The organism is Acidaminococcus massiliensis, assembly GCF_900095825.1.
GTDB classification, from domain to species: Bacteria; Bacillota; Negativicutes; order Acidaminococcales; family Acidaminococcaceae; genus Acidaminococcus; species Acidaminococcus massiliensis.
The window spans coordinates 203,529-223,662 of record NZ_LT608315.1 but is presented as its reverse complement, the minus strand read 5'-3'; the positions used below and the strand labels follow the sequence as shown (position 1 = coordinate 223,662).

Here is a 20,134-nt window from a genome sequence, read left to right as displayed (position 1 = left end):
TTAAATGTTTAAGAGTTAAAAGTTTAGGGGAGGCAATATTATGAAAAAGTTCATTTGCAGAGTGTGCGGTTATGTCTATGAAGGTGAAGAAGCTCCGGAAAAGTGCCCTCAGTGCGGTGCTCCCAAGGATAAGTTCGATGAACTGAAAGAAGGCGTCAAAGAATACGCTGATGAACATGTAGTGGGTGTGGCCAAAGGCGTGGATGAACGGGTCCTGGAAGGCCTGCGCCAGCATTTCACCGGTGAATGCTCCGAAGTGGGCATGTACCTGGCCATGAGCCGGGTGGCTGACCGGGAAGGGTATCCGGAAGTGGCAGAAGCCTATAAGCGGATCGCTTTCGAAGAAGCCGAACACGCTGCCAAGTTTGCGGAACTGCTGGGTGAAGTGGTCACCGACAGCACCAAGAAGAACCTTGAAATGCGGGCAGCTGCGGAACAGGGCGCCTGCGCCGGCAAGAAGGAAATCGCCACCCTGGCCAAACAGCTGGGCTACGATGCCATCCATGACACCGTCCATGAAATGGCAAAGGACGAAGCCCGTCACGGCCGTGTATTCGATGGCCTGTTGGCACGGTATTTTGCAAAATAAGAAGGCAAGGCAGGGAGAGGTTGCTGCACAAAAGTTGCAGCAACCTCTTTTTTCTATGATAAAATAAAAAAGAAAACGCAAATGAGGGGGAATCGATATGCAGGAGGCGCTGAGAAGACGGAATGAATTGCTGGCCCCGGTAGTGATCCGAGGGCTGGCATCCCGGAATATGAAGGGATACTATGCGGCAACGGTGGAAGAAGCCGTACAGAAGGCCCTGGAACTGATCCCAGAAGGCAGCGTGGTCAACATGGGCGGCAGCACGACAGTCCGGGAAAGCGGTCTGGTGGAACGGTTGAAGGAAGGGAATTGGACTTTCATCGACCGGGACGAATTTCCCAGTCGGCGGCCGGCCCATCTGAAGGCCTATGATGCGGACTGGTATCTGGCCAGCTGCAACGCCATGACCCGGGACGGGATCCTGGTGAACATCGACGGCAACGGCAACCGGGTTTCCGCTATCTCTTACGGGCCCCACCATGTATTGTTCCTGGTGAGTCTGAACAAGGTTTGTTCCAGCCTGGAAACGGCACTGGACAGAGCGGAAAATACTGCAGCCGCTGTTTGTGCCCAAAAGTTCGATATCCAGACTCCCTGCCGGACTACTGGGTTCTGTTCCCACTGCAAGGCCCCGGAAACCCGCTGCTGCCAGATCCTCATCACCCGGTATGCCCGTCATCCGGAACGGATCCATGTAATCCTGATCAACGATGAACTGGGCTTCTGAACCGGGAGAAAAGAAAACAGAAGTTGGCGGGGCAACGTTTTCACTCTGGTTTCTGTGCTATAATGGGTTGAATTTGAAACTTGAAGGAGACAAATGATGTCTGATTATTTTATTTCCCAAGTATATCCTTCCGACAAACGGACCAATGCCCAGGTGGATGCCCTGCTGGAGCAGGAAGGGATCCGCCGGGATGCCAATCTGGACTATACCTGTGTGATGTTTGACAATGACTATCGGGCCATTGCCACCGGCAGCTGCTTCGGCAACACCCTCCGGTGCATGGCCGTGGACCATCACCATCAGGGGGAAGGGCTGATGAACGAGATCGTATCCCATTTGGTCCAGTACCAGTACGAACGGGGAAATCTGCACCTTTTCCTGTATACCAAATGCAGTTCTGCCAAATTTTTTGGTGACCTGGGGTTCTATGAGATTGCCCGGATCGAAGATCAGATCGTCTTCATGGAGAACCGGAAGGACGGTTTTTCCAGTTACCTGGACCGGCTGGCCCAAAGCCGGGTGGAAGCGCCCAAAGTGGCAGCTATTGTCATGAATGCCAATCCCTTTACCCTGGGGCATCAGTATCTGGTTGAAAAAGCAGCGGCAGAAAATGATCTGGTCCATCTGTTCATGGTCAGCGAGGACGCCAGCCTGTTCCCTTATGCCGTGCGGAAAAAGCTGATCCAGGAAGGGACCCGGCATCTGGCCAACCTCCGGTACCATGACAGCGGTCCCTATATCATCAGTCAGGCCACCTTCCCCAGCTATTTCCAAAAAGATGCGGAAGCGGTGATCGCCAGCCATGCCAATCTGGATCTGGCCATCTTCACAAAGATTGCCCATCGGCTGGGCATCACTGCCCGGTATGTGGGAGAAGAACCTACCAGTGTGGTCACAGGTCTCTACAATCGGGTGATGCAGCAGCGGCTGCCGGAAGCGGGGATCCAGTGCATCGTAGTCCCTCGCCGGGAAGAACAGGGGGAAGTGGTCAGCGCTTCTACCGTGCGGAAGGCCATCCAGGAAGGGAATTGGGACTTGGTCCGGGAGCAGGTGCCTGCCACCACCTGGGACTTCCTCCAGAGCGAAGACGCCCGGCCCATTCTGGATCGGATCCGGAAAGAGCAGGACGTGGTCCATTACTGAGCGGGTCCCTCTTGTATTTTCGTACTGTATCTGATATAATTACAAAGCAAAATTACATATTGCTCATCAAGAGTGGCGGAGGGAATGGCCCTGTGAAACCACAGCAACCATGGCCTTGGGCCAACGGTGCTAATTCCTGCAATGCGGTTTGTCGATTGTAAGATGAGAGTCCCATAGGTACTCTCATTTTTGGGAGTATTTTTTTTGCGTAAGGAGGAAACAATGAAAAAAGTTTTTACGTCTGAATCTGTCACGGAAGGCCATCCTGACAAAATTGCCGATCAGATTTCTGATGGAGTGCTGGATGCCATCCTGGAAAAGGACCCGGATGCCCGGGTTGCCTGCGAAACCCTGGTGGCCACCGGCCAGATCCATATTGTAGGAGAAATTTCCACCAGTTGTTATGTGGACATTGCCAAAATCGCTCGGCAGACGGTGATCGATATCGGCTACGACCGGGCCAAATACGGCTTCGATGGAGCCACCTGCGGGGTACTGATTTCCATCGACGAACAGTCTCCGGACATCGCCCAAGGGGTGGATGAATCTGATGAATCCAAACAGGGTGCCCGGGATGAAGAGGAAAAGATCGGGGCCGGGGACCAGGGGATGATGTTCGGTTATGCCACTGACGAAACTCCGGAATACATGCCTCTGCCCATTTCTCTGGCCCATAAGCTGGCCCGCCGGCTGGCCCAGGTGCGGAAAGACGGGACCTTGGCTTATCTGCGGCCTGACGGGAAGACCCAGGTCACCGTGGAATATGATGATGACAAGCCGGTGCGGGTGGACACCATCGTGGTCTCTGCCCAGCACAGCCCGGAGGTTTCCATGGAACAGCTGCGGAAGGATATCCTGGCACAGGTGATCCGTCCGGTGGTTCCGGCAGATCTCCTGGATGAAAAGACCGTATTCCACATCAATCCTACGGGCCGGTTCGTGATCGGGGGCCCCCAGGGGGATTCCGGCCTGACTGGACGGAAGATCATCGTGGATACCTATGGAGGAATGGCCCGTCACGGGGGCGGTGCCTTCTCCGGCAAGGATCCCACCAAGGTGGACCGGAGCGCAGCCTATGCGGCTCGGTATGTGGCCAAGAACGTGGTGGCTGCCGGCCTGGCCAAGAAGTGCGAGATCCAGCTGGCCTATGCCATCGGGGTGGCCCGTCCTGTTTCCATCAGCATCAACACTTTTGGGACAGCAGCCATTCCGGAAGAGAAGATCGTGGAACTGATCGAGAAGAACTTCTCCCTGACCCCGGCTGGGATCATCAAGAGCCTGGATCTGCGCCGGCCTATTTACCGGCAGACGGCAGCTTACGGTCACTTTGGCCGGACGGATGTGGAACTGCCCTGGGAACGGCTGGATAAAGTGGAAGTGCTGAAAAAAGCACTGGACTGAAATGGAATACGCAAAGGTCGCCATTAATCTGCCGGCCAAAAATATCTTTCGACAGTTCACTTACCATGTTCCGGAAACACTGGATTTCCTGACCCAGGGCTGGCGTGTGGTGGTACCTTTTGGCCAGCAGCTGCTGGAAGGTTTCATCGTGGAAGAGGACCGGGACCCGGACCGCACTCGGGAATTGAAGGATATTGCCGATGTGGTGGGGACAGAACCTTGGTTCGATCGAGAAATGCTTGCTACGGCTTACTGGCTGTCCCAGTATTACCTGTGCACCCTGGCAGAAGCCTTGCGGCTTTTCATCCCGGGGAAACGCAGTTTGGCTGCGGTGGGGAAATACGTTGCGGTGCCGGGAGCTGCCGGGCTCTCCGCAGCTGAGCAGGAACTGTATGATTTCTTGACCCTGAAAGGGCCGCTGTCCCGGAAGGCCATCCGCCAGCTACCGGGAGGGGAAAACGCCCTGAAGGGGCTGATCACCCGGCAGGCCGTTGTCCTGTCCTATGATGTGAAATACAAACTGCGAGAGAAAAGCGAACGGACTTTTGCCGCAACGCCGGAAGGGCTGGCTGCAGAAAGAAATGGAGAGGTCCGGGGCAAAAGCCAGAAGGCTGCCCTGGACCTTTTGTGTTCCGGAAAAGTTTACAGCGCAGGGGAGTTGGAAAAACAGGGAATCTCCGCGGAAGTCCTGCGGAACCTGGTCCGGAAAGGATGGCTGCTGGAAGGACGCAGAAGGGTCCTCCGGGACAGCTATGAGGGGATGGAAGTTTCCCGGGAAACCCTGGAACTGACTGGTGAACAGAAGGCGGCCATCCAGGCGGTGGAAGAAGCCCGGGAAAAGCAGGAAGCCCGGACTTTCCTGCTCCAGGGCATAACCGGCAGCGGTAAGACGGAAGTCTATCTGCGGCTGACGGCCAGGGCGCTTCAAGCAGGCCGGCAGGTGATGGTCCTGGTGCCGGAAATCGCTCTTACTGGTCAAATCGTCAAACGCTTCAAAGCCTGGTTCGGCGGGGCAGTGGCCGTAGCCCACAGCCGGCTGTCCCCCGGTGAACGGGCCGATGTGTGGTGCCGGATGCGTTCCGGCCAGGCACGGGTACTGATCGGGGTACGGTCGGCAGTGTTCTGTCCGTTTTCTTCTCTGGGGCTGATCCTCATCGATGAAGAGCATGAAGGGACTTACAAACAGGAAGAACGGCCCAGTTATCATGCTCGGCTGGTGGCCCAGTACAGGGCGCATTATTGGAAAGTGCCGGTGGTCCTGGGGTCCGCCACGCCGGATCTGGAATCCTATTATCTGGCGGAAAAAGGCGTCTACACCCATCTGCGGCTGACCCATCGGGCCAAAGCCGGCAGCCATCTCCCCAAAGTATCCATTGTGGATATGCGGGAAGAACTCCAGCAGGGCAACCGGACCGTCCTTTCCGATGCCCTGCGTGACCAGCTGGAAACCACCGTGAAAAATGGGGAACAGGCCATCATCCTCCTGAACCGGCGGGGATTTTCCACTTTTGTCCTGTGCCGGGACTGTGGGGAAGCTCTCAGCTGTCCCAACTGCGCCGTTTCTCTGGTATACCATGCCCGGGAACAGCTGATGGAATGCCATTACTGCGGCCATACGGAACCAGTGCCCACTCGATGCCCCCACTGCGGCAGTTCCCGGATCCGATTCTTCGGGACCGGGACGGAAAAGGCGGAGACAGAGATCCGGGAATTGTGCCCGGGGGTGCGGCCTTTGCGGATGGACCAGGATTCTACCGGTCAAAAGTTCGCCCATGACCGGATCCTTCAGGCATTCCGCAGCGGTGCTTACAATGTGCTGCTGGGAACCCAGATGGTGGCCAAGGGCCATGACATCCCCAATGTGACCCTGGTGGGAGTCCTCAGTGCTGATTCCCAGCTGAATCTGCCGGATTTTCGCAGCGGAGAACGTTGTTTTGCGCTCCTGACCCAGGCTGCCGGACGTGCGGGGCGGGGGGACAAGCCTGGGCAGGTGATCTTCCAGGCCTATGATGCGGAAAATCCTATCCTTCAGCTGGCGGCCCGGCAGGATTATGACGGCTTTGCCAAATTGGAACTGGCCCAGCGGAAGGAACTGGCGTATCCGCCCTTTATCCGGATGCTGAAGGTCACGGTGCTCCACAAAAAGGAGGAAGAAGCCCTGGCCACGGCCCAGCGTCTGGTAAACGCCTTGGAAGCCTGGAAAATGGACACCGGCCGTCATTTGGAAATCTTAGGCCCGTTCCCGGCTATCGTAGCCCGGGTGAACCAAATCTACCGGATCAATGTGCTGCTGAAGAGTTCCCAGATGAAACCGGTGAAAGAATGGCTCCGGCACTCTGAATACCGGAATATGGCCAATGTGTATTTCGATGTAGATCCGATCAGTGTGGTGTAGGGTCGCGGGTCGCGACCGGGGGGTGTGAATTTTTTCACACCCCCCTTTTTTGTCTCCTATGGTATAATAGAGAGTAAAATTGCGATAGGAGTCGATGATATATGGCAATCTATGATATTGTAAAAGTAGGAGCCCCGATCCTCCGGGAAAAGGCCGTCCCTGTTACCAAATTTGATAAAAAACTGGGCCGTCTGCTGAAAGACATGGCAGAGACTATGTATGCGGCCAATGGCTGCGGTTTGGCGGCACCTCAGATCGGCCTCAGCAAACGGCTGGTGGTCATTGACGCCGGGGACGGTGCAGGCATCCGGGAATTCGTGAATCCGGTGCTGACGGATCCGGTGGGAGAAGCAGTGGATTCGGAAGGCTGTCTCAGTGTACCTGATTATGAGGGGGAGGTCAAACGGGCTGCCCAGATCACCGTCCATTTCCAGGACCGGAAGGGGGACCATTACCGGCTGACGGCAGAGGGCCTCTTGGCTCGGGCACTCCAGCACGAATGTGATCATCTGGAAGGAATCCTGTTCATTGACAAGGCCATCAGCCTTTCTGCCAAACCAAAGGAAGAAAACGCATGAAAATCGTATTTATGGGAACTCCGGAATTTGCTGCGGCCAGCCTGAAGGCCCTGGTGGAATCCAATCAATATGAAATCGTTGCGGTTGTCACCCAGCCGGACCGTCCCAAAGGAAGGGGCCACAAAGTGATGATGAGCGCTGTGAAGGAATATGCCCTGACCCAAGGTCTGCCAGTGCTCCAGCCGGAACGGGTGAAGACCCCGGGATTCCAGGAAGAAATGGAAAAGCTCCAGCCCGAGCTCATTGTGGTGGCGGCTTTTGGGCAGTTCCTGCCCAAAAGCCTGCTGGATCTGCCCCGATTCGGCTGCATCAACGTCCATGCTTCCCTGCTGCCCCGATACCGGGGAGCGGCTCCCATCCATTATGCCATCCTAAAGGGAGAGACGGAAGCCGGCGTGACCATTATGCAGATGGATGTGGGAATGGATACTGGCGCCATGCTCAGCAAAGTATCTGTACCGGTGGGCCCAGAGATGACCCAGGGAGAACTCCATGACATCTTGAAGGAAAAGGGCGCCCAGCTGCTCCTGGATACCATTCCCCAGCTTGCCGCAGGGAACCTTAAGCCGGTGCCGCAGCCGGCAGGAGAGGCTACCTATGCCTCCCTCATCACCCGGGACATGGAGAAACTGGACTGGAACAAAACGGCGGAGGAACTCCACAATCAGATCCGTGCCTTCGATCCTTGGCCGGGCTCCTTCACCCTGCTGCCCGATGGCAAACGGCTGAAGATCTGGAAAAGCCGGGTATTGGAAACTACTGGCCAAAATCTTCCAGGGACCGTGCTCCGGGCAGATTCCCGGGGATTCTGGGTGGCCTGCGGCCAAGGCAGCCTGGAAATCTTGGAATGCCAGCCGGAAGGAAAGAAGCGGATGGCTGCTGCGCCTTTCATCAATGGCAAGCATGTGAAGGCTGGAGACAGGCTGGCATAAATCATGAGTATGGGATTCCGGCCGAAAAAACGGCTTTTTATTGCACTGGCCTCCTTGGCTGTCCTTTTGGCGGCCGGGGCGGGCTACGGCCTGTGGCAGATCATGGTGCCGGGGCTTACCCAGCTCCATCCCTGGCTGCCCCGGGTGGTGGGCTGGGGTGTTCTCTTGGTGATCCTGGCCCTCTGTTCAGGGGTGGTGGGAATCGTCCTGGCCATCCTGGGCTTTCCTACCATCCGGTTCTTTTATTTCTGGGCCTGGCACATCATCAATTTCCTCTATCCGCTGGCTCTTTTCCTGGGAAAGCTCATGGGCATTTCCAAACGGCGGGTGGAGCAGTCTTTTATCGAAGTGAGCAACCATCTGGTCCGGCGGCAGCATATCCGAGTGCCGGCCAACCGGCTGCTGATCTTGACCCCCCACTGCATCCAACTGGATACCTGTCCCTATAAAGTGACCCGGGACATCAACAACTGCCATCAATGCGGCCGGTGCGGAGTGGGGCAGCTGCTGGCTCTGTCAAGAAAATACGGAGTCCATGTGGCCATTGCCACCGGCGGGACCCTGGCCCGGCAGGCGGTAAAGAAAGCCCGGCCCAAGGCCATCCTGGCGGTGGCCTGTGAACGGGACCTGACCAGCGGGATCCAGGATGTGTTTCCGCTGCCGGTCATCGGAGTACTGAACGAACGTCCCAACGGACCCTGTTTCAATACCCGGGCAGATATGGGAAAAATCGAAGAGGCCATACGGTCATTTATTTTGGAAGAGGAAGGACAATGAAGGAAACAGGGAAGAATCCAAGGGAAGCCGCTTTACTGATATTGGAACAAATCTTTCTCAAGGGAGCTTATGCAAATCTGGCTCTGGCCCAGGGACTGCGCAGGGCGCCCCTGTCGGCCCTGGACAAGAAACTGGCTACGGAGCTGGTGTACGGAACGGTAAAGACCATGGGGACGCTGGACTGGTACCTGTCCAGAGTGGTGAACCGGCCGCTGCGGAAACTGGATCCGCTGGTGCTGGTGATCCTGCGTCTGGGGGCTTATCAGCTGCTGTATCTGGACAGGATCCCCGTCTCTGCCGCCTGCAACGAAAGCGTGGAACTGGCGAAGAAATGGGTCCATGAAGGAGCTGCCAAACTGGTGAACGGAGCGCTGCGGCAGCTGGCACGGACCAGGGACCAGTGGAAGTTCCCCAAGGGACCGGAACATGAACTGGAACGGATTGCTTTGGAATATTACCATCCAGAATGGCTGGTCCGGCGGTGGAAATTCCGTTACGGACTGGAAGAAGCGGTGAAACTCTGCCGTTTCGACAACGCACGTCCGGCCTTTTCTTTCCGGGTGAATACCCTTCGGGAGAGCCGGGAGAGCCTCCAAAAGAAACTGGCGGAAAAAGGCATCGCGACTCATCTTTCACGCTGGTCCCCTGACGGGCTCATCTGTGACAGCCTCCCTTCTTTGGAAATCCTTGTGGAACAGTTCGGACCGGATATCTACATCCAGGACGAAAGCTCCATGCTGGATGCGGCAGTATTGGATCCCCAGCCCGGAGAACGGATCTTGGATCTGTGCAGTGCACCGGGGGGAAAGACCACCCATCTGGCTCAGAAAATGCAGGACCGGGGAGAAATCCTAGCTCTGGATCTCTATGACCACAAGCTGGAACTGGTCCGGGAGAATGCCCACCGCCTGGGCATCCAGTGTATCCGGACAGAAAAGCAGGACGGAACCGTCTTTGTCCCAGAATGGGAAAATGGAGCGGACCGGGTCCTGGTGGATGCCCCCTGCAGCGGACTGGGGGTACTGAACCGCCGGGCAGAAGCCCGTTGGACGAAGGAGGAACGGTCTCTTAGCCAGTTTCCCCCTTTACAGAAAAAAATCCTGGAAAATGCAGCACGCTATGTGAGACCGGGGGGCCGTCTGCTTTACAGTACCTGTACCCTGGAACAGGATGAAAATACCCGGATGCGGAAATGGTTCCTGGAAAAACATCCAGAGTTCGTTTCTGTTCCTTTTTCCCATCCGGTGACGGGAGAAAGCCTGGAAGAGCTCCAGATCCTGCCCCAGCGGGATGGAATCAATGGGTTTTATCTCTGTCTTTTTGCCAAACGAAAGTGAGAACGCACCATGTGTAAAAAAGAAATCATGGGATTGACCCTGGAAGAACTTCAGGAGGAACTGGGCGGCCTGGGCATGAAGAAGTTCCGGGCAGAGCAGGTGTTCCGCTGGCTTTATGAAAAAGCTGCTACCGATTTTGCCCAGATGAGCAACCTGAGCAAGGAAGCCCGGCAGCAGCTGGCGGACCAGTATACCATTGCCACGGCCCAGGTGAAGGTCCTGAAAGAATATAGGTCCCAGGATGGACTGACCCACAAGGTGCTCCTGGGACTGACGGACGGAGCCACGGTGGAAACTGTGCTCATGCACCATGATTACGGCTACAGCGTATGTCTGTCGTCCCAGGTGGGCTGTGCCATGAACTGCGCCTTCTGTGCCAGCGGGCTCCATGGCTTTGTCCGGAACTTGACGGCGGCGGAAATCCTGGCCCAGCTGTATTTCTTCCAGAGCGGACTCCAGCCTCAGGGAGAACGGGTGAGCCGGGTGGTGGTCATGGGCAGCGGGGAACCTATGCTGAACTTGGACAATGTGCTCAAGGCTCTGGATATCCTCCACAGTGACCGGGGCCAGTGTATAGGCTATCGCAATATGACTGTCTCCACCTGCGGGGTGGTCCCGGGAATCGAAGAATTGACGGCCCAGGGCAGGAATATCAATCTGGCCATCTCTCTTCACGGGGCTTCCCAGGAACTGCGGAACCGATTGATGCCCATCAACCGGAAATATCCCTATCCGGAAGTGATCCAGGCGGCCGATGCGTATGAAAAGAGCAATGGCCGGCAGGTCATGTATGAATACATCCTTCTGGACGGGATCAACGACCGTCCGGAAGATGCCCGGCGTCTGGCAGATGCCTTGGAACACAGAGAGTGTGTCATCAATCTGATCCCGGCCAATCCGGTTCCGGAAAAGGGGTTTGCCCGTCCCACCGATCAGGCAGTGGACCGGTTCTTCCAGCTGCTGAAAAAAAGGAAGCTGAACGTGACCGTCCGGAAAGAAATGGGAAAGGACATCAATGCGGCCTGCGGGCAGCTGCGGGCCAGTGCATTAAAGGAGGCACGGAAGTAAATGATAGCAGTGAGCCGGACCAACCGGGGAATGGTGCGTCCCAATAATGAGGATAGCATCCTGGTACGGGAACCGGATCTGTATGCCATTGCCGATGGCATGGGCGGAGCAGATGCGGGGGAAGTGGCCAGCTATGAAGCAGTCCATCAGCTGGGCCGTCTGGATTTGTCAGGACTGGGAAGAAAGGAGATCCTTCCGTTTTTAGAACGGAGTATCCAGAATATCAATAAAAAAATCTGGGAACTTTCCCGGGAAAAAGAAAATTTCACCGGTATGGGGACGACCCTCACAGCGGTCTATCTGCCCAATTCCCACAGCGCTTTCGTGGCCCATGTGGGGGACAGCCGGATCTATGTGTGGCAGGAAGGGACCCTGCGCCAGGTCACCAGTGATCACAGCTATGTAGCGGAACTGGTGCGGCAGAAACAGATGACACGGGAGGAAGCAGAGGCGTCTGCTCAGAAGCATATGATCACCCGGGCCATCGGGGTGGACCCTCAAGTCCAGGTGGATACCTTCGAGGTCCTCTTGGACGGGGCCCAGAAACTGCTGGTCTGTTCTGACGGACTGACCAATATGATCACAGAAGCGGAAATCGAACGGATCATGGGAGACCGGAACTTGGAAAGGCTGGCAGACGGCCTGATGAACGGAGCTATGACCGCCGGTGGGGACGACAACATCTCTTTTATTGTCATTGATTTGGAGGCTGCAGAATGGAAGGAAGAATAACGCTCAATGGCCGTTATGAAATCATTGACAAAATCGGCGGAGGCGGTATGGCCGAAGTGTTCCATGGCTATGATACGGTCCTCCACCGGGATGTGGGCATCAAGATCCTCCGGGATCAGTTCATCCAGGACAAGCAGTTCGTGGCCCGTTTCCGCCAGGAAGCCTGCAATGCAGCCTGCCTGTCCCATCCCAATATTGTCAATATTTATGACAGTGGCAATGAAAATGACATTTACTATATTGTCATGGAATATGTGGTAGGCCGTTCCCTGAAGGAAGTAATCGAAGAAAACGGGGCCCTGGATTACAAGACGGCGGTCCGTTATGCCATCGGCATTGCTTCAGCTTTGAAGCAGGCCCATGATCATTCCATCGTCCACTGCGATGTCAAGAGCCAGAACATCCTGATCGACACCAAAGGAGTGCCCAAAATCACCGATTTCGGCATCGCCCGTGCTTTTGGGCAGCCTAGCAATGCTTCTGATAAGAATGTCATCGGATCGGTCTATTATCTTTCCCCGGAACAGGCCGCGGGACAGCCTGTGACTCCTCAGTCGGACCTGTATTCCCTGGGTGTGGTGCTGTTCGAAATGCTGACCGGGAAATTGCCCTATGACGGGGATACCCCTTTGGAAGTGGCACGGATGCATTTGGAATCTTCCACGCCTTCGGCCCGGCGGTATGATCCGGACATTCCCTATTATCTGGACAATATCATCACCAAGGCCCTGGCCAAGAATCCCCGGCTGCGCTATGCCACGGCAGATGATTTCCTGACAGACCTGAAACATGCCCAGGCTCATCTCCTGGGGGATACGGGCCTGGAGGAAGAGGCTTGGACCCAGCCCAGGAAGAAGCCCGTCAGTGACGAAACCATGGTCATCAGCAAAAGCGATATGCTGGATGGACTGCTCCAGTCCCAGAAAGCCGAAGGGACTGGGCAGCCTGAAAAAGACAGAAAACCGGAAAAGGAGAACGCTGAAGAAAAGGACAGCCTGCTGGAACGGTATGGGAAAAAGAAGCTGCTGGCGTTTTTCTTGGCGGCCATCGTGGTCCTCAGCGGGATCATCTATGCCATCCTGGGATATACCAGCGGCGATGTGACGGTCCCGGACTTGAAGGGCAAGACCATTGTGGAGGCGGAAGCCATCCTGACCAAGGATAAATTGGGGTATACCTTGACGGAAGAATACGATGCCAAGGCCACCCCGGGAGTGATCATCAAACAGAATCCAGCCGCTCACAGCAGGGTCAAGGCTGGACGGAAGATCCAACTGGTGGTCAGCAAGGGACCGGAACCTGGAGTGGTGCCGGACCTGAAGAAAAAGACACTGGCAGAGGCTACTGCTATGCTGGAAAAGGCCAAACTGAAAGTGGGCAGCGTCACTGTGAAATATGAAGCCGGTGCGCCACAGGGAACTGTGATCTCCCAGAGCATCGCCCCCAAACAGAAAGTCAGTGAAGGGACCAGTGTGGATTTGGTGATGAACATCAGCGGGAACCAGACTGTGGTGCCCAGCTTGACCGGCCTGAGCCTGTCGGATGCTCGGTCCCAGCTGAGCAGTATGGGGCTGACCATTGGCAGTATCCAGACGGCGGAAAGCGATAAAGCTAAGGATACAGTCCTCTCCAGCAGCCCGGACAGCGGTGCTGTGCTGGACAAGGGCTCTACAGTGAGCCTGGTGATATCTGCTGGGAAAAAGGAAGAAAAGAAGAGTCGGAGCAGTTCCGGCAGCGGCGGGAGCACCCGGACCATCGGTTATACGGTACCGGGCAGCGGCAATGCCAAAAATGTGAAGATCATCGTATCGGATGACAGCAGCACTCGGACCATCTTTTCGGATGCAGTGGCCCCTGGAACCCGGATCACCCGGACTGTGAATGTGGGATCCGGTGCCAGCGTCCAGATTTATGTAAACGGAGAACTGGCGGAGGACAAAGCCCTGTGAGTACAGCAACTGGGAGAATCATCAAGACTTACAACGGCTATTACTATGTGGCCGGAGACGACGGACAGCTATATACCTGCAAAGTGAAGGGGCGGATGAAGCAGAAACGGTTCATCATGGCGGCTGGCGACCGGGTAGAACTGGAAGCACGGGGCACGGAAGGGATGATCCGGGAGGTCCTTTCCCGGAAAAATCTCCTCCAACGTCCTCTGGTTGCCAATCTGGATTGTCTGATGGCGGTCTTCGCCTGCGGAGATCCCGACCCTAGCTTCCTGCTGGTGGATAAACTCCTGGCCCTGGCGGAAGCCGCCGGTATTCCGGCGGCCCTGGTCCTCAACAAGAAAGATTTGGCTCCGGAAGGGCTGGTGGCACAGTTCCAATCCATTTATGAGCCGCTGGGCTATCCGGTATTCCCCATCCAGGCCCGGGAAGGCTTGGGGCTGGAACCTATCCTGGAACAAGTCAGGGGGAATACGGTGGCTTTCGGAGGACCTTCAGGAGCGGGTAAATCCACTCTCTTGAACCATCTGGATCCGTCCCTCACCTTGAAAACCGGTCATGTGAGCAGCAAAATCGGACGGGGACGGCATACCACCCGGTTTGCAGAACTGCTCCCTTTTGCAGGGGGGTATATCGTGGATACCCCTGGTTTTGGGAACATCGACCTGTCGGAACTCCAGATGGAGAATGCGGCAGCTGGGTTCCGGGAAATCCAGCAGAGGGAAAACGGCTGCCGTTTCACCGGCTGCACCCATACCCATGAACCAGACTGTGAAGTCAAGGCTGCGGTGGCACGGGGGGAAATCGCCTCCAGCCGTTATGCCTCCTATTGTACGATCCGTCAGGAACTGGCGGAACAAAAGAAAAGAGGAAAGAAATCATGACCATCATTGCGCCTTCTATTTTGTCTTCTGATTTTTCCCGCCTGGGGGAAGAAGTGGCCCGTATCCAGGATGCCGGAGCCGACTGGTGCCATATCGACGTCATGGACGGCCAGTTCGTTCCCAATCTGACCTTTGGAGCTCCAGTGGTCAAATGCCTGCGGAAACGGACGGAGATGTTCTTTGACTGCCATCTGATGGTGGAGAACCCGGAAAACTATGTGGATAGTTTTGCTGCCGCCGGCGCCGATTTGATCTGTGTCCATGCAGAAGCCACCCATCATCTCCACAGGCTGCTCCAGACCATCCACACCAAGGGAATCCAGGCTGGAGTGGCCCTAAATCCGGCAACGCCCTTGTGTCAGATCGAAGAGATCCTGCCCTATGCGGATATGATCCTGATCATGAGCGTGAACCCTGGTTTTGGCGGCCAGAAATTTATTCCTTCCAGCGTGGATAAGATCCGCCGGCTGAAGAAAATGATCCAGGATCGGGGGCTGAAGGCCCTGATCGAAGTGGACGGCGGAGTCAATGGAGAAACCGCCAAGGCCTGTCGGGAAGCGGGGGCCGATGTGCTGGTGGCTGGATCCTTTGTCTTTGGCGCCCCGGATATGCAGGAAGCGGTAGCGGCCCTGCGGTAACATCATGAAAGCATTCCTGCAGAAACACCGCCGGAAAATCAAATGGATCCTGCTCAGCGTCTTGGCCAGTATCCTGGTGCTGGTATGGCTGGCCTATATTGCCAGCATCCATGCGGCCCAGATCTTCAACCGGGAAATGGCCAAACAGCATTTCTTTGACGGGACCATAACGGTGGGACGGCTGACGGCGACTCCCTTGGGCCGTGTCCGTTTTGAAGACTTGGAATGGAAAGGCAGCCATGACGGCAACCGGGTATCCATCCCCAGCGGCTCTTTTCAGGTACGGCCGCTGGACATTGTGCTGAAGCAGATCAGCACCCGGACCATCCAGGAACTGGAACTCAATGAAGCGGAAATCCAACTGACTTTTACGGAGAACATGCACATCCGGGGGATCCGGGCCGCAGAAGTGCCGAAACCAGCGGACCCGAAGAAAAAAAAGAAGAATTTCGACATCAAGCTGAAGAATGTGGATGCCCATGTAAAACTGAACCACTGCCGGATGACGGCCTACTATAAGCAGCGGACCCATACTTTCCAGGATGTAAATGCGGATCTGCGCTACAACAGCAATGACAAGCTGACCATCGATTTTTCCACCGGAGAACTGGGCGGGACCCTGGAAGGCCAGGGGGTGGATATCCAAGGCAATGTGGATCTGAAACCGGCGGTTTCCACCTATGACCTGAAACTGGGCATCAAGGCGCTGAATCCCTCCTCCCTGGGGACTGGCTTGGATATCAAGGAAAGGGTGACCGCCAGTGCCACGGTGAATGGAGACTTGCCTGATCCGGTGATCGTAGGGGAGCTGTATATGCCAAAACTGAATCTCCCAGGACTGAGATTTACCAATGTCAAGGGAAATTTCAAGTATGAAAACGGCTATATCGATGCTCAAAATGTGACTGCGGATATTTTTGAAGGGCACTGCGATGCCAAAGGCGGTTTCAACATCGATACCAAGGCTTACAATGTCAGTGTGATGGGCTATGACCTCCACAGTGAGGATGCTACCAATATCCCTTATTTCCGCACCTTGGTCCAGCTGGACCTGAAAATGCTCTGTGATGGGAACAGCCGGTCCACCCTGACGTATGGTTCTTTCTACTCCGGCAAGGGCATCTATGCCATCATCAAGTTCAACTCCATCAAAGGGACTTTTTCCAACCAGTACAAACAGCTGAAGTTCAGTGATGTGGAAATCAAATCGGATGGGGGCGATATTGTGGCGCCCCAGTTCGAACTGGTGGATGGGAAACTGCGGATGGGGAATCTCTACTATGTGGCTCCGGGAGGGACTCGGGCAAGGATCCACTTTTTCAGTTAAACCAGGGGCTGTTGGCAAAACAGCCCCTTTTTTGGATTAAAAAGGAGGATAGGTATGAAACTGCTGCGGCTCATGGGAATCCTGTTTCTGCTGCTGGCTGCCGGCTGCGGGCCGGCGGCTCCGGAACCGGGAGGCTATGGAGTGGAAGATGTGCGGGGCAAGAGTGTCCGTCTGTCCCATCCTCCCCAAAAGATCCTCACCGATTCTCTTCATCTGGATGAAACCCTGCTGACCCTGGTACCGGCGGAACGGCTGGCCGGAGCCTATTATCTGGACCGGGAACCGGGGATTTCCTTTGTTGCAGAAGAGGCCCGGAAAGTGGAGCCGGTCCTGCGAGATTACACACCGGAAACTGTGGCCCGTGTGAAGCCGGACCTTTTCCTGGCATCCACTTGGTCCGACCCTGGATTGATCCAGAAAGTGGAAGAGATGGGGATCCCTGTAGTTGTCTGCTACGGGCCGGTAGATCTGGAGCAGATTCAGAAAAATGTCCGCCTCATGGCCCATGCTGTGGGAAATCCCCAAGGGGGAGAAAAGGTCATATCCCAGATGGAAGAACGGCTGCAGCAGACGGAACAAGTCCTGTCCGGCATCCAGGGACCGGAACCGGTGGGGATGCTGGTTTCTCTCATGAGCCGCTACGGTGGCACCGGTTCTTTGTACGATGACTTGTGCCACAGGGCCCATATCCGCAATGGACTGGCAGAAGCTGGCCTGAAAAATGGACAGCCCTTGACCCGGGAGGCCATCCTCCAGGCAAATCCGGATTTTTTTCTGGTTTCTCTTCCCTATGGAGAGGAAAAAGAAGCCTATGACAGATTCCAGGAACAGTTTTTTGGGGACCCGTCTATTCAGGCTGTCAAGGGGTATGCCCGACGGGTGGCTCTGCCCGACCGGTATGTTTACGATGCGTCTCCTATGGCCGTCTATGGCATACAGGCTCTGGCCAACGGAGCTTACGGAAGGGAACTTTTTAAGCTGGGGCCGGAGCCGCTGCTGAAAGGATATTGAAATGGAATTGAGCATGGTAAAAGGACAAGTGGGATATGGGACACACCCTGTTTTGGAGGAACTTGATTTTTCTCTGGAACCTGGGGGATGTATCGGACTGATCGGCCCCAATGGAGCCGGGAAAAGTACCCTGCTGAAGACTTTGGCTGGGATCCAGCCCCCTTTGGGAGGCCAGATCCTGCTGGATGGGAAGGCTCTGGAACAGCTGCCGCGGCCGGTGCTGAGCCGGAAGATTGCCTATCTTCCTCAGGAAAGGGAGCTTTCTTTTGGGTATACGGCCCGTGAAGCGGTCCTCATGGGACGCTATCCTCATCTGGCCTGGTATCAGCAGGAAAATGGACGGGAACGGGAAATGGCGCAGGATTGTCTTACCCTCCTGGGATTGGCAGAAGAGGCTGAACAGCCGGTGACGGCGCTTTCTGGGGGACAGCGCCAGCGGGTCCTTTTGGCCCGGGTCCTGATCCAGCAGGCACCTGTGATCCTTCTGGATGAGCCCACGGCGGAGCTCGATCCAGTTTACGAAGCGCTGGTCCTGCGGCTGTGTCGGAGACTGGCGCAGGAAGGGCGGACTGTCCTCCTGTCCCTCCATGATTTGGAACTGGCTGCCCGCTGCTGTGACCGGCTGCTCCTTGTGGGCAGGGGAAGGCTGTTGGGACAGGGTATGCCCTGGGAAGTCCTGGAGGAAAAGAAGTTGGAACAGGCTTATGGAGCTCCGTTCCAGGTTAGGAGAGAAGGCGGTGTATTCCAGGTGGCAGCCTGTCCGGAACCGGATGCCCGAAGGGAGCAGCTGCTCCAAAAAATCTTGGAAGAGAGAGGAAGGATAAAATGATCGACTGGCTGCAGCATGGCTGGAGTTATTTTGTACGGGGAGGACTGGTCATGTGGCCGCTGCTGCTGTGTTCCCTGGTATCTTTGACCATCATCCTGGAACGGTGGTCGTTTTTTCGCCGAGAGGATTCCGGCCGGGATTATGCCCGGGATTTCTGTCGGCTGGTCCGGCAGCAGCATTGGGAGGAACTCCTCCAGCTGAGCCGGCAGACCCCCGGGGCCCAAGCCAGGCTGGGAGAACGGCTGCTGACAGCCCCTCGGGATGCTCGGGAAAAGGAAAGCTATGTCTTGGGAGAGAGTCAGCAGCTGGTGAATCGTTTTGAAAAAGGGCTGAACTATCTTTCTGTAATCGTGACATTGGCTCCTATCCTGGGCCTTCTGGGGACCATCACTGGTATGATGTCCTCCTTTCAAGCATTGGGAGACCGGTGGGAGAATCCTCTGGGGGTGACCGCTGGTGTAGCAGAAGCCATGATCACGACCGTGTTCGGCCTCCTGATTGCCATCGGGACCATTTGTTTCCATACGTATTTTTCCCAGCGAGTCGATGAGGTGATGGGGGAAGTGGAGCAGATGGACAATGCTTTTATGGAAAATGCCGGAACATTGCCCCGGGAGGAAGGAGACAGACTATGATCCGTCTGCACCGGTCTGGCGGAGGAAAGAAGCCTTCCATCCAGATTTCCCCTATGATCGATATGGTATTCCTCCTGTTGATTTTTTTCATTGTTTGCACCATGTACATGACCCAGCAGAAAGGGGTGCCGGTGGAATTGCCGGAGGGGCGGGGATCCCTCCAGCAGAAGGCTGGACTGGAAGTGACGCTGCCCAAAGACGGGACCATCTGGTTCCAGGATCATCCGGTGACCGTAGAGGCCCTGGTACAGGAAGCTGCTGCTGAAGCCGTCAAAGACCCTGGCCGGACTGTAACGGTGCGGGCTGACAAAGAAATCAGCTATGGCCGGGTCATGGGCATACTGGGAGAACTGAAACGGGCTGGTCTGAAGGATTTCTCTCTTTCCGTTTCTGCAGGAGAGAATCATGGGAAAATCTGAATGGAATCGATACTTTCGGCTGTCACTTTTCCTGCATTTGGTGTTCCTGTCCCTGGGCGGCGCGTTGCTCTATGCCCATCGGTCCCTGCCGGAAAAGGCTCCCGGACCGATCCGGGTCCACCTGGCAGAACCTATTGCCGGGAGAGAAGGAACAGGTGGGGAAAGCACATCCGGTGGGGATATGCCGGTGACTGTTCCAGGCGGGAAAGAGAAAACGGCTCCGGCAGGAAATCAGGGTGAGAAGGCACAGGCAGCGCTGCTGGAACAGCTGCTGGAGGCTCCCAGTCTAGTCAGCGATCAAGGAACTGTCCAGGCCCCTGGCGGAGCAAAAACGGCCTCTGGAGTTCCTTTTGGGACTCCTTCCAGCAGCATGTCCAGCGGAACCGGTGATGGGACGGCAGTGGGGCAGGATGGGGGAACAAATGGAGATGGCTCTGGGAACGGAGAAGCGGGGGAGGAAGGAAGTGGATCTTCCGGACAGGACCTCAGCTGCGATGCCACTTTGCTTCCCTTTGACAAGGAATATCCTCCGGCTTCCCGGAAGGCAGGAGAGGAAGGGACCCCTGTTGTCGGTGTGGTGATCAGTGCTGATGGCACGGTGACTTCTGCCAGGTTGGAAGAAAGTTCCGGTTACGATCGGCTGGACCGGGCGGCTCTGAAAGTCGCCTGGAAGTGGCGGTTCCTGCCGGCTCGGGATGTTTCAGGCACCCCCATCTCCTGCCGGAAATCAATCAGTATCCGATATGTCTTTGAATAAGGTCCC

The 20,134-nt window shown here is 55.9% G+C and carries 20 protein-coding genes and 1 riboswitch; all 20 genes read left to right on the top strand.

Going from position 1 to position 20,134, the window contains the following annotated elements:
• Positions 1 to 40: 40 nt before the first annotated feature.
• The 20 genes from BQ2657_RS01205 to BQ2657_RS01110 all read left to right on the top strand — a co-directional run bounded on the left by BQ2657_RS01205 (position 41) and on the right by BQ2657_RS01110 (position 20,128).
• A complete protein-coding gene (locus tag BQ2657_RS01205; RefSeq protein WP_012938354.1) occupies positions 41 to 589 on the top strand; it encodes a ferritin family protein in 549 nt (182 codons plus the stop codon).
• A 97-nt stretch (positions 590 to 686) separates the two neighbouring features.
• Complete coding sequence (locus BQ2657_RS01200) at positions 687 to 1,316, top strand: lactate utilization protein (protein ID WP_075579004.1); 630 nt, start codon at positions 687 to 689, stop codon at positions 1,314 to 1,316.
• 93 nt (positions 1,317 to 1,409) lie between these two features.
• Positions 1,410 to 2,459, top strand: coding sequence for a [citrate (pro-3S)-lyase] ligase (gene citC / locus BQ2657_RS01195; protein ID WP_187119157.1), 1,050 nt, complete (start codon positions 1,410 to 1,412; stop codon positions 2,457 to 2,459).
• A 60-nt stretch (positions 2,460 to 2,519) separates the two neighbouring features.
• A riboswitch (SAM riboswitch) is annotated at positions 2,520 to 2,628 on the top strand.
• Positions 2,629 to 2,681: 53 nt separating this feature from the next.
• Positions 2,682 to 3,860 (top strand): methionine adenosyltransferase, encoded by a 1,179-nt coding sequence (gene metK / locus BQ2657_RS01190; RefSeq protein WP_075579002.1) that lies wholly within the window; start codon positions 2,682 to 2,684, stop codon positions 3,858 to 3,860.
• Position 3,861: 1 nt separating this feature from the next.
• Positions 3,862 to 6,255 (top strand): primosomal protein N', encoded by a 2,394-nt coding sequence (gene priA / locus BQ2657_RS01185; protein WP_075579001.1) that lies wholly within the window; start codon positions 3,862 to 3,864, stop codon positions 6,253 to 6,255.
• A 101-nt stretch (positions 6,256 to 6,356) separates the two neighbouring features.
• Complete coding sequence (gene def, locus BQ2657_RS01180) at positions 6,357 to 6,833, top strand: peptide deformylase (RefSeq protein ID WP_075579000.1); 477 nt, start codon at positions 6,357 to 6,359, stop codon at positions 6,831 to 6,833.
• Positions 6,830 to 7,765: a methionyl-tRNA formyltransferase gene (gene fmt / locus BQ2657_RS01175; RefSeq protein WP_075578999.1), complete on the top strand. Its 936-nt coding sequence runs from the start codon at positions 6,830 to 6,832 to the stop codon at positions 7,763 to 7,765. Before def ends, fmt begins: the two co-directional genes overlap by 4 nt.
• Positions 7,766 to 7,768: 3 nt before the next feature.
• Entirely contained in the window at positions 7,769 to 8,542 is a 774-nt protein-coding gene (locus tag BQ2657_RS01170; RefSeq protein WP_083236123.1) for a DUF116 domain-containing protein, read from the top strand.
• Positions 8,539 to 9,879 carry a 16S rRNA (cytosine(967)-C(5))-methyltransferase RsmB gene (gene rsmB, locus BQ2657_RS01165; RefSeq protein ID WP_075578997.1) on the top strand — a complete coding sequence of 447 codons (1,341 nt, stop codon included), beginning with the start codon at positions 8,539 to 8,541 and terminating at the stop codon, positions 9,877 to 9,879. Before BQ2657_RS01170 ends, rsmB begins: the two co-directional genes overlap by 4 nt.
• A 9-nt stretch (positions 9,880 to 9,888) precedes the next feature.
• Positions 9,889 to 10,947, top strand: a complete 1,059-nt coding sequence (gene rlmN, locus BQ2657_RS01160) for a dual-specificity RNA methyltransferase RlmN (protein ID WP_075578996.1) — start codon at positions 9,889 to 9,891, stop codon at positions 10,945 to 10,947.
• On the top strand, positions 10,948 to 11,679 hold the full coding sequence (locus BQ2657_RS01155; protein WP_075578995.1) for a Stp1/IreP family PP2C-type Ser/Thr phosphatase: 732 nt from the start codon (positions 10,948 to 10,950) through the stop codon (positions 11,677 to 11,679).
• A complete protein-coding gene (pknB, locus tag BQ2657_RS01150; RefSeq protein WP_075578994.1) occupies positions 11,664 to 13,628 on the top strand; it encodes a Stk1 family PASTA domain-containing Ser/Thr kinase in 1,965 nt (654 codons plus the stop codon). The genes BQ2657_RS01155 and pknB overlap by 16 nt, the downstream gene beginning before the upstream one ends.
• The gene (rsgA, locus tag BQ2657_RS01145; protein ID WP_075578993.1) at positions 13,625 to 14,512 is read left to right on the top strand and encodes a ribosome small subunit-dependent GTPase A; all 888 of its coding nucleotides are present in this window, start codon (positions 13,625 to 13,627) and stop codon (positions 14,510 to 14,512) included. Before pknB ends, rsgA begins: the two co-directional genes overlap by 4 nt.
• Complete coding sequence (rpe, locus tag BQ2657_RS01140) at positions 14,509 to 15,150, top strand: ribulose-phosphate 3-epimerase (protein WP_075578992.1); 642 nt, start codon at positions 14,509 to 14,511, stop codon at positions 15,148 to 15,150. The genes rsgA and rpe overlap by 4 nt, the downstream gene beginning before the upstream one ends.
• A 4-nt stretch (positions 15,151 to 15,154) precedes the next feature.
• Positions 15,155 to 16,477: an AsmA family protein gene (locus tag BQ2657_RS01135; RefSeq protein ID WP_075578991.1), complete on the top strand. Its 1,323-nt coding sequence runs from the start codon at positions 15,155 to 15,157 to the stop codon at positions 16,475 to 16,477.
• 54 nt (positions 16,478 to 16,531) lie between these two features.
• A complete protein-coding gene (locus BQ2657_RS01130; protein ID WP_075578990.1) occupies positions 16,532 to 17,488 on the top strand; it encodes an ABC transporter substrate-binding protein in 957 nt (318 codons plus the stop codon).
• 13 nt (positions 17,489 to 17,501) lie between these two features.
• On the top strand, positions 17,502 to 18,317 hold the full coding sequence (locus tag BQ2657_RS01125; protein ID WP_187119215.1) for an ABC transporter ATP-binding protein: 816 nt from the start codon (positions 17,502 to 17,504) through the stop codon (positions 18,315 to 18,317).
• On the top strand, positions 18,314 to 18,952 hold the full coding sequence (locus BQ2657_RS01120; protein WP_075578988.1) for a MotA/TolQ/ExbB proton channel family protein: 639 nt from the start codon (positions 18,314 to 18,316) through the stop codon (positions 18,950 to 18,952). The genes BQ2657_RS01125 and BQ2657_RS01120 overlap by 4 nt, the downstream gene beginning before the upstream one ends.
• A complete protein-coding gene (locus BQ2657_RS01115; protein WP_075578987.1) occupies positions 18,949 to 19,371 on the top strand; it encodes an ExbD/TolR family protein in 423 nt (140 codons plus the stop codon). The genes BQ2657_RS01120 and BQ2657_RS01115 overlap by 4 nt, the downstream gene beginning before the upstream one ends.
• Entirely contained in the window at positions 19,358 to 20,128 is a 771-nt protein-coding gene (locus tag BQ2657_RS01110) for an energy transducer TonB (protein WP_075578986.1), read from the top strand. The genes BQ2657_RS01115 and BQ2657_RS01110 overlap by 14 nt, the downstream gene beginning before the upstream one ends.
• Positions 20,129 to 20,134: the final 6 nt, after the last annotated feature.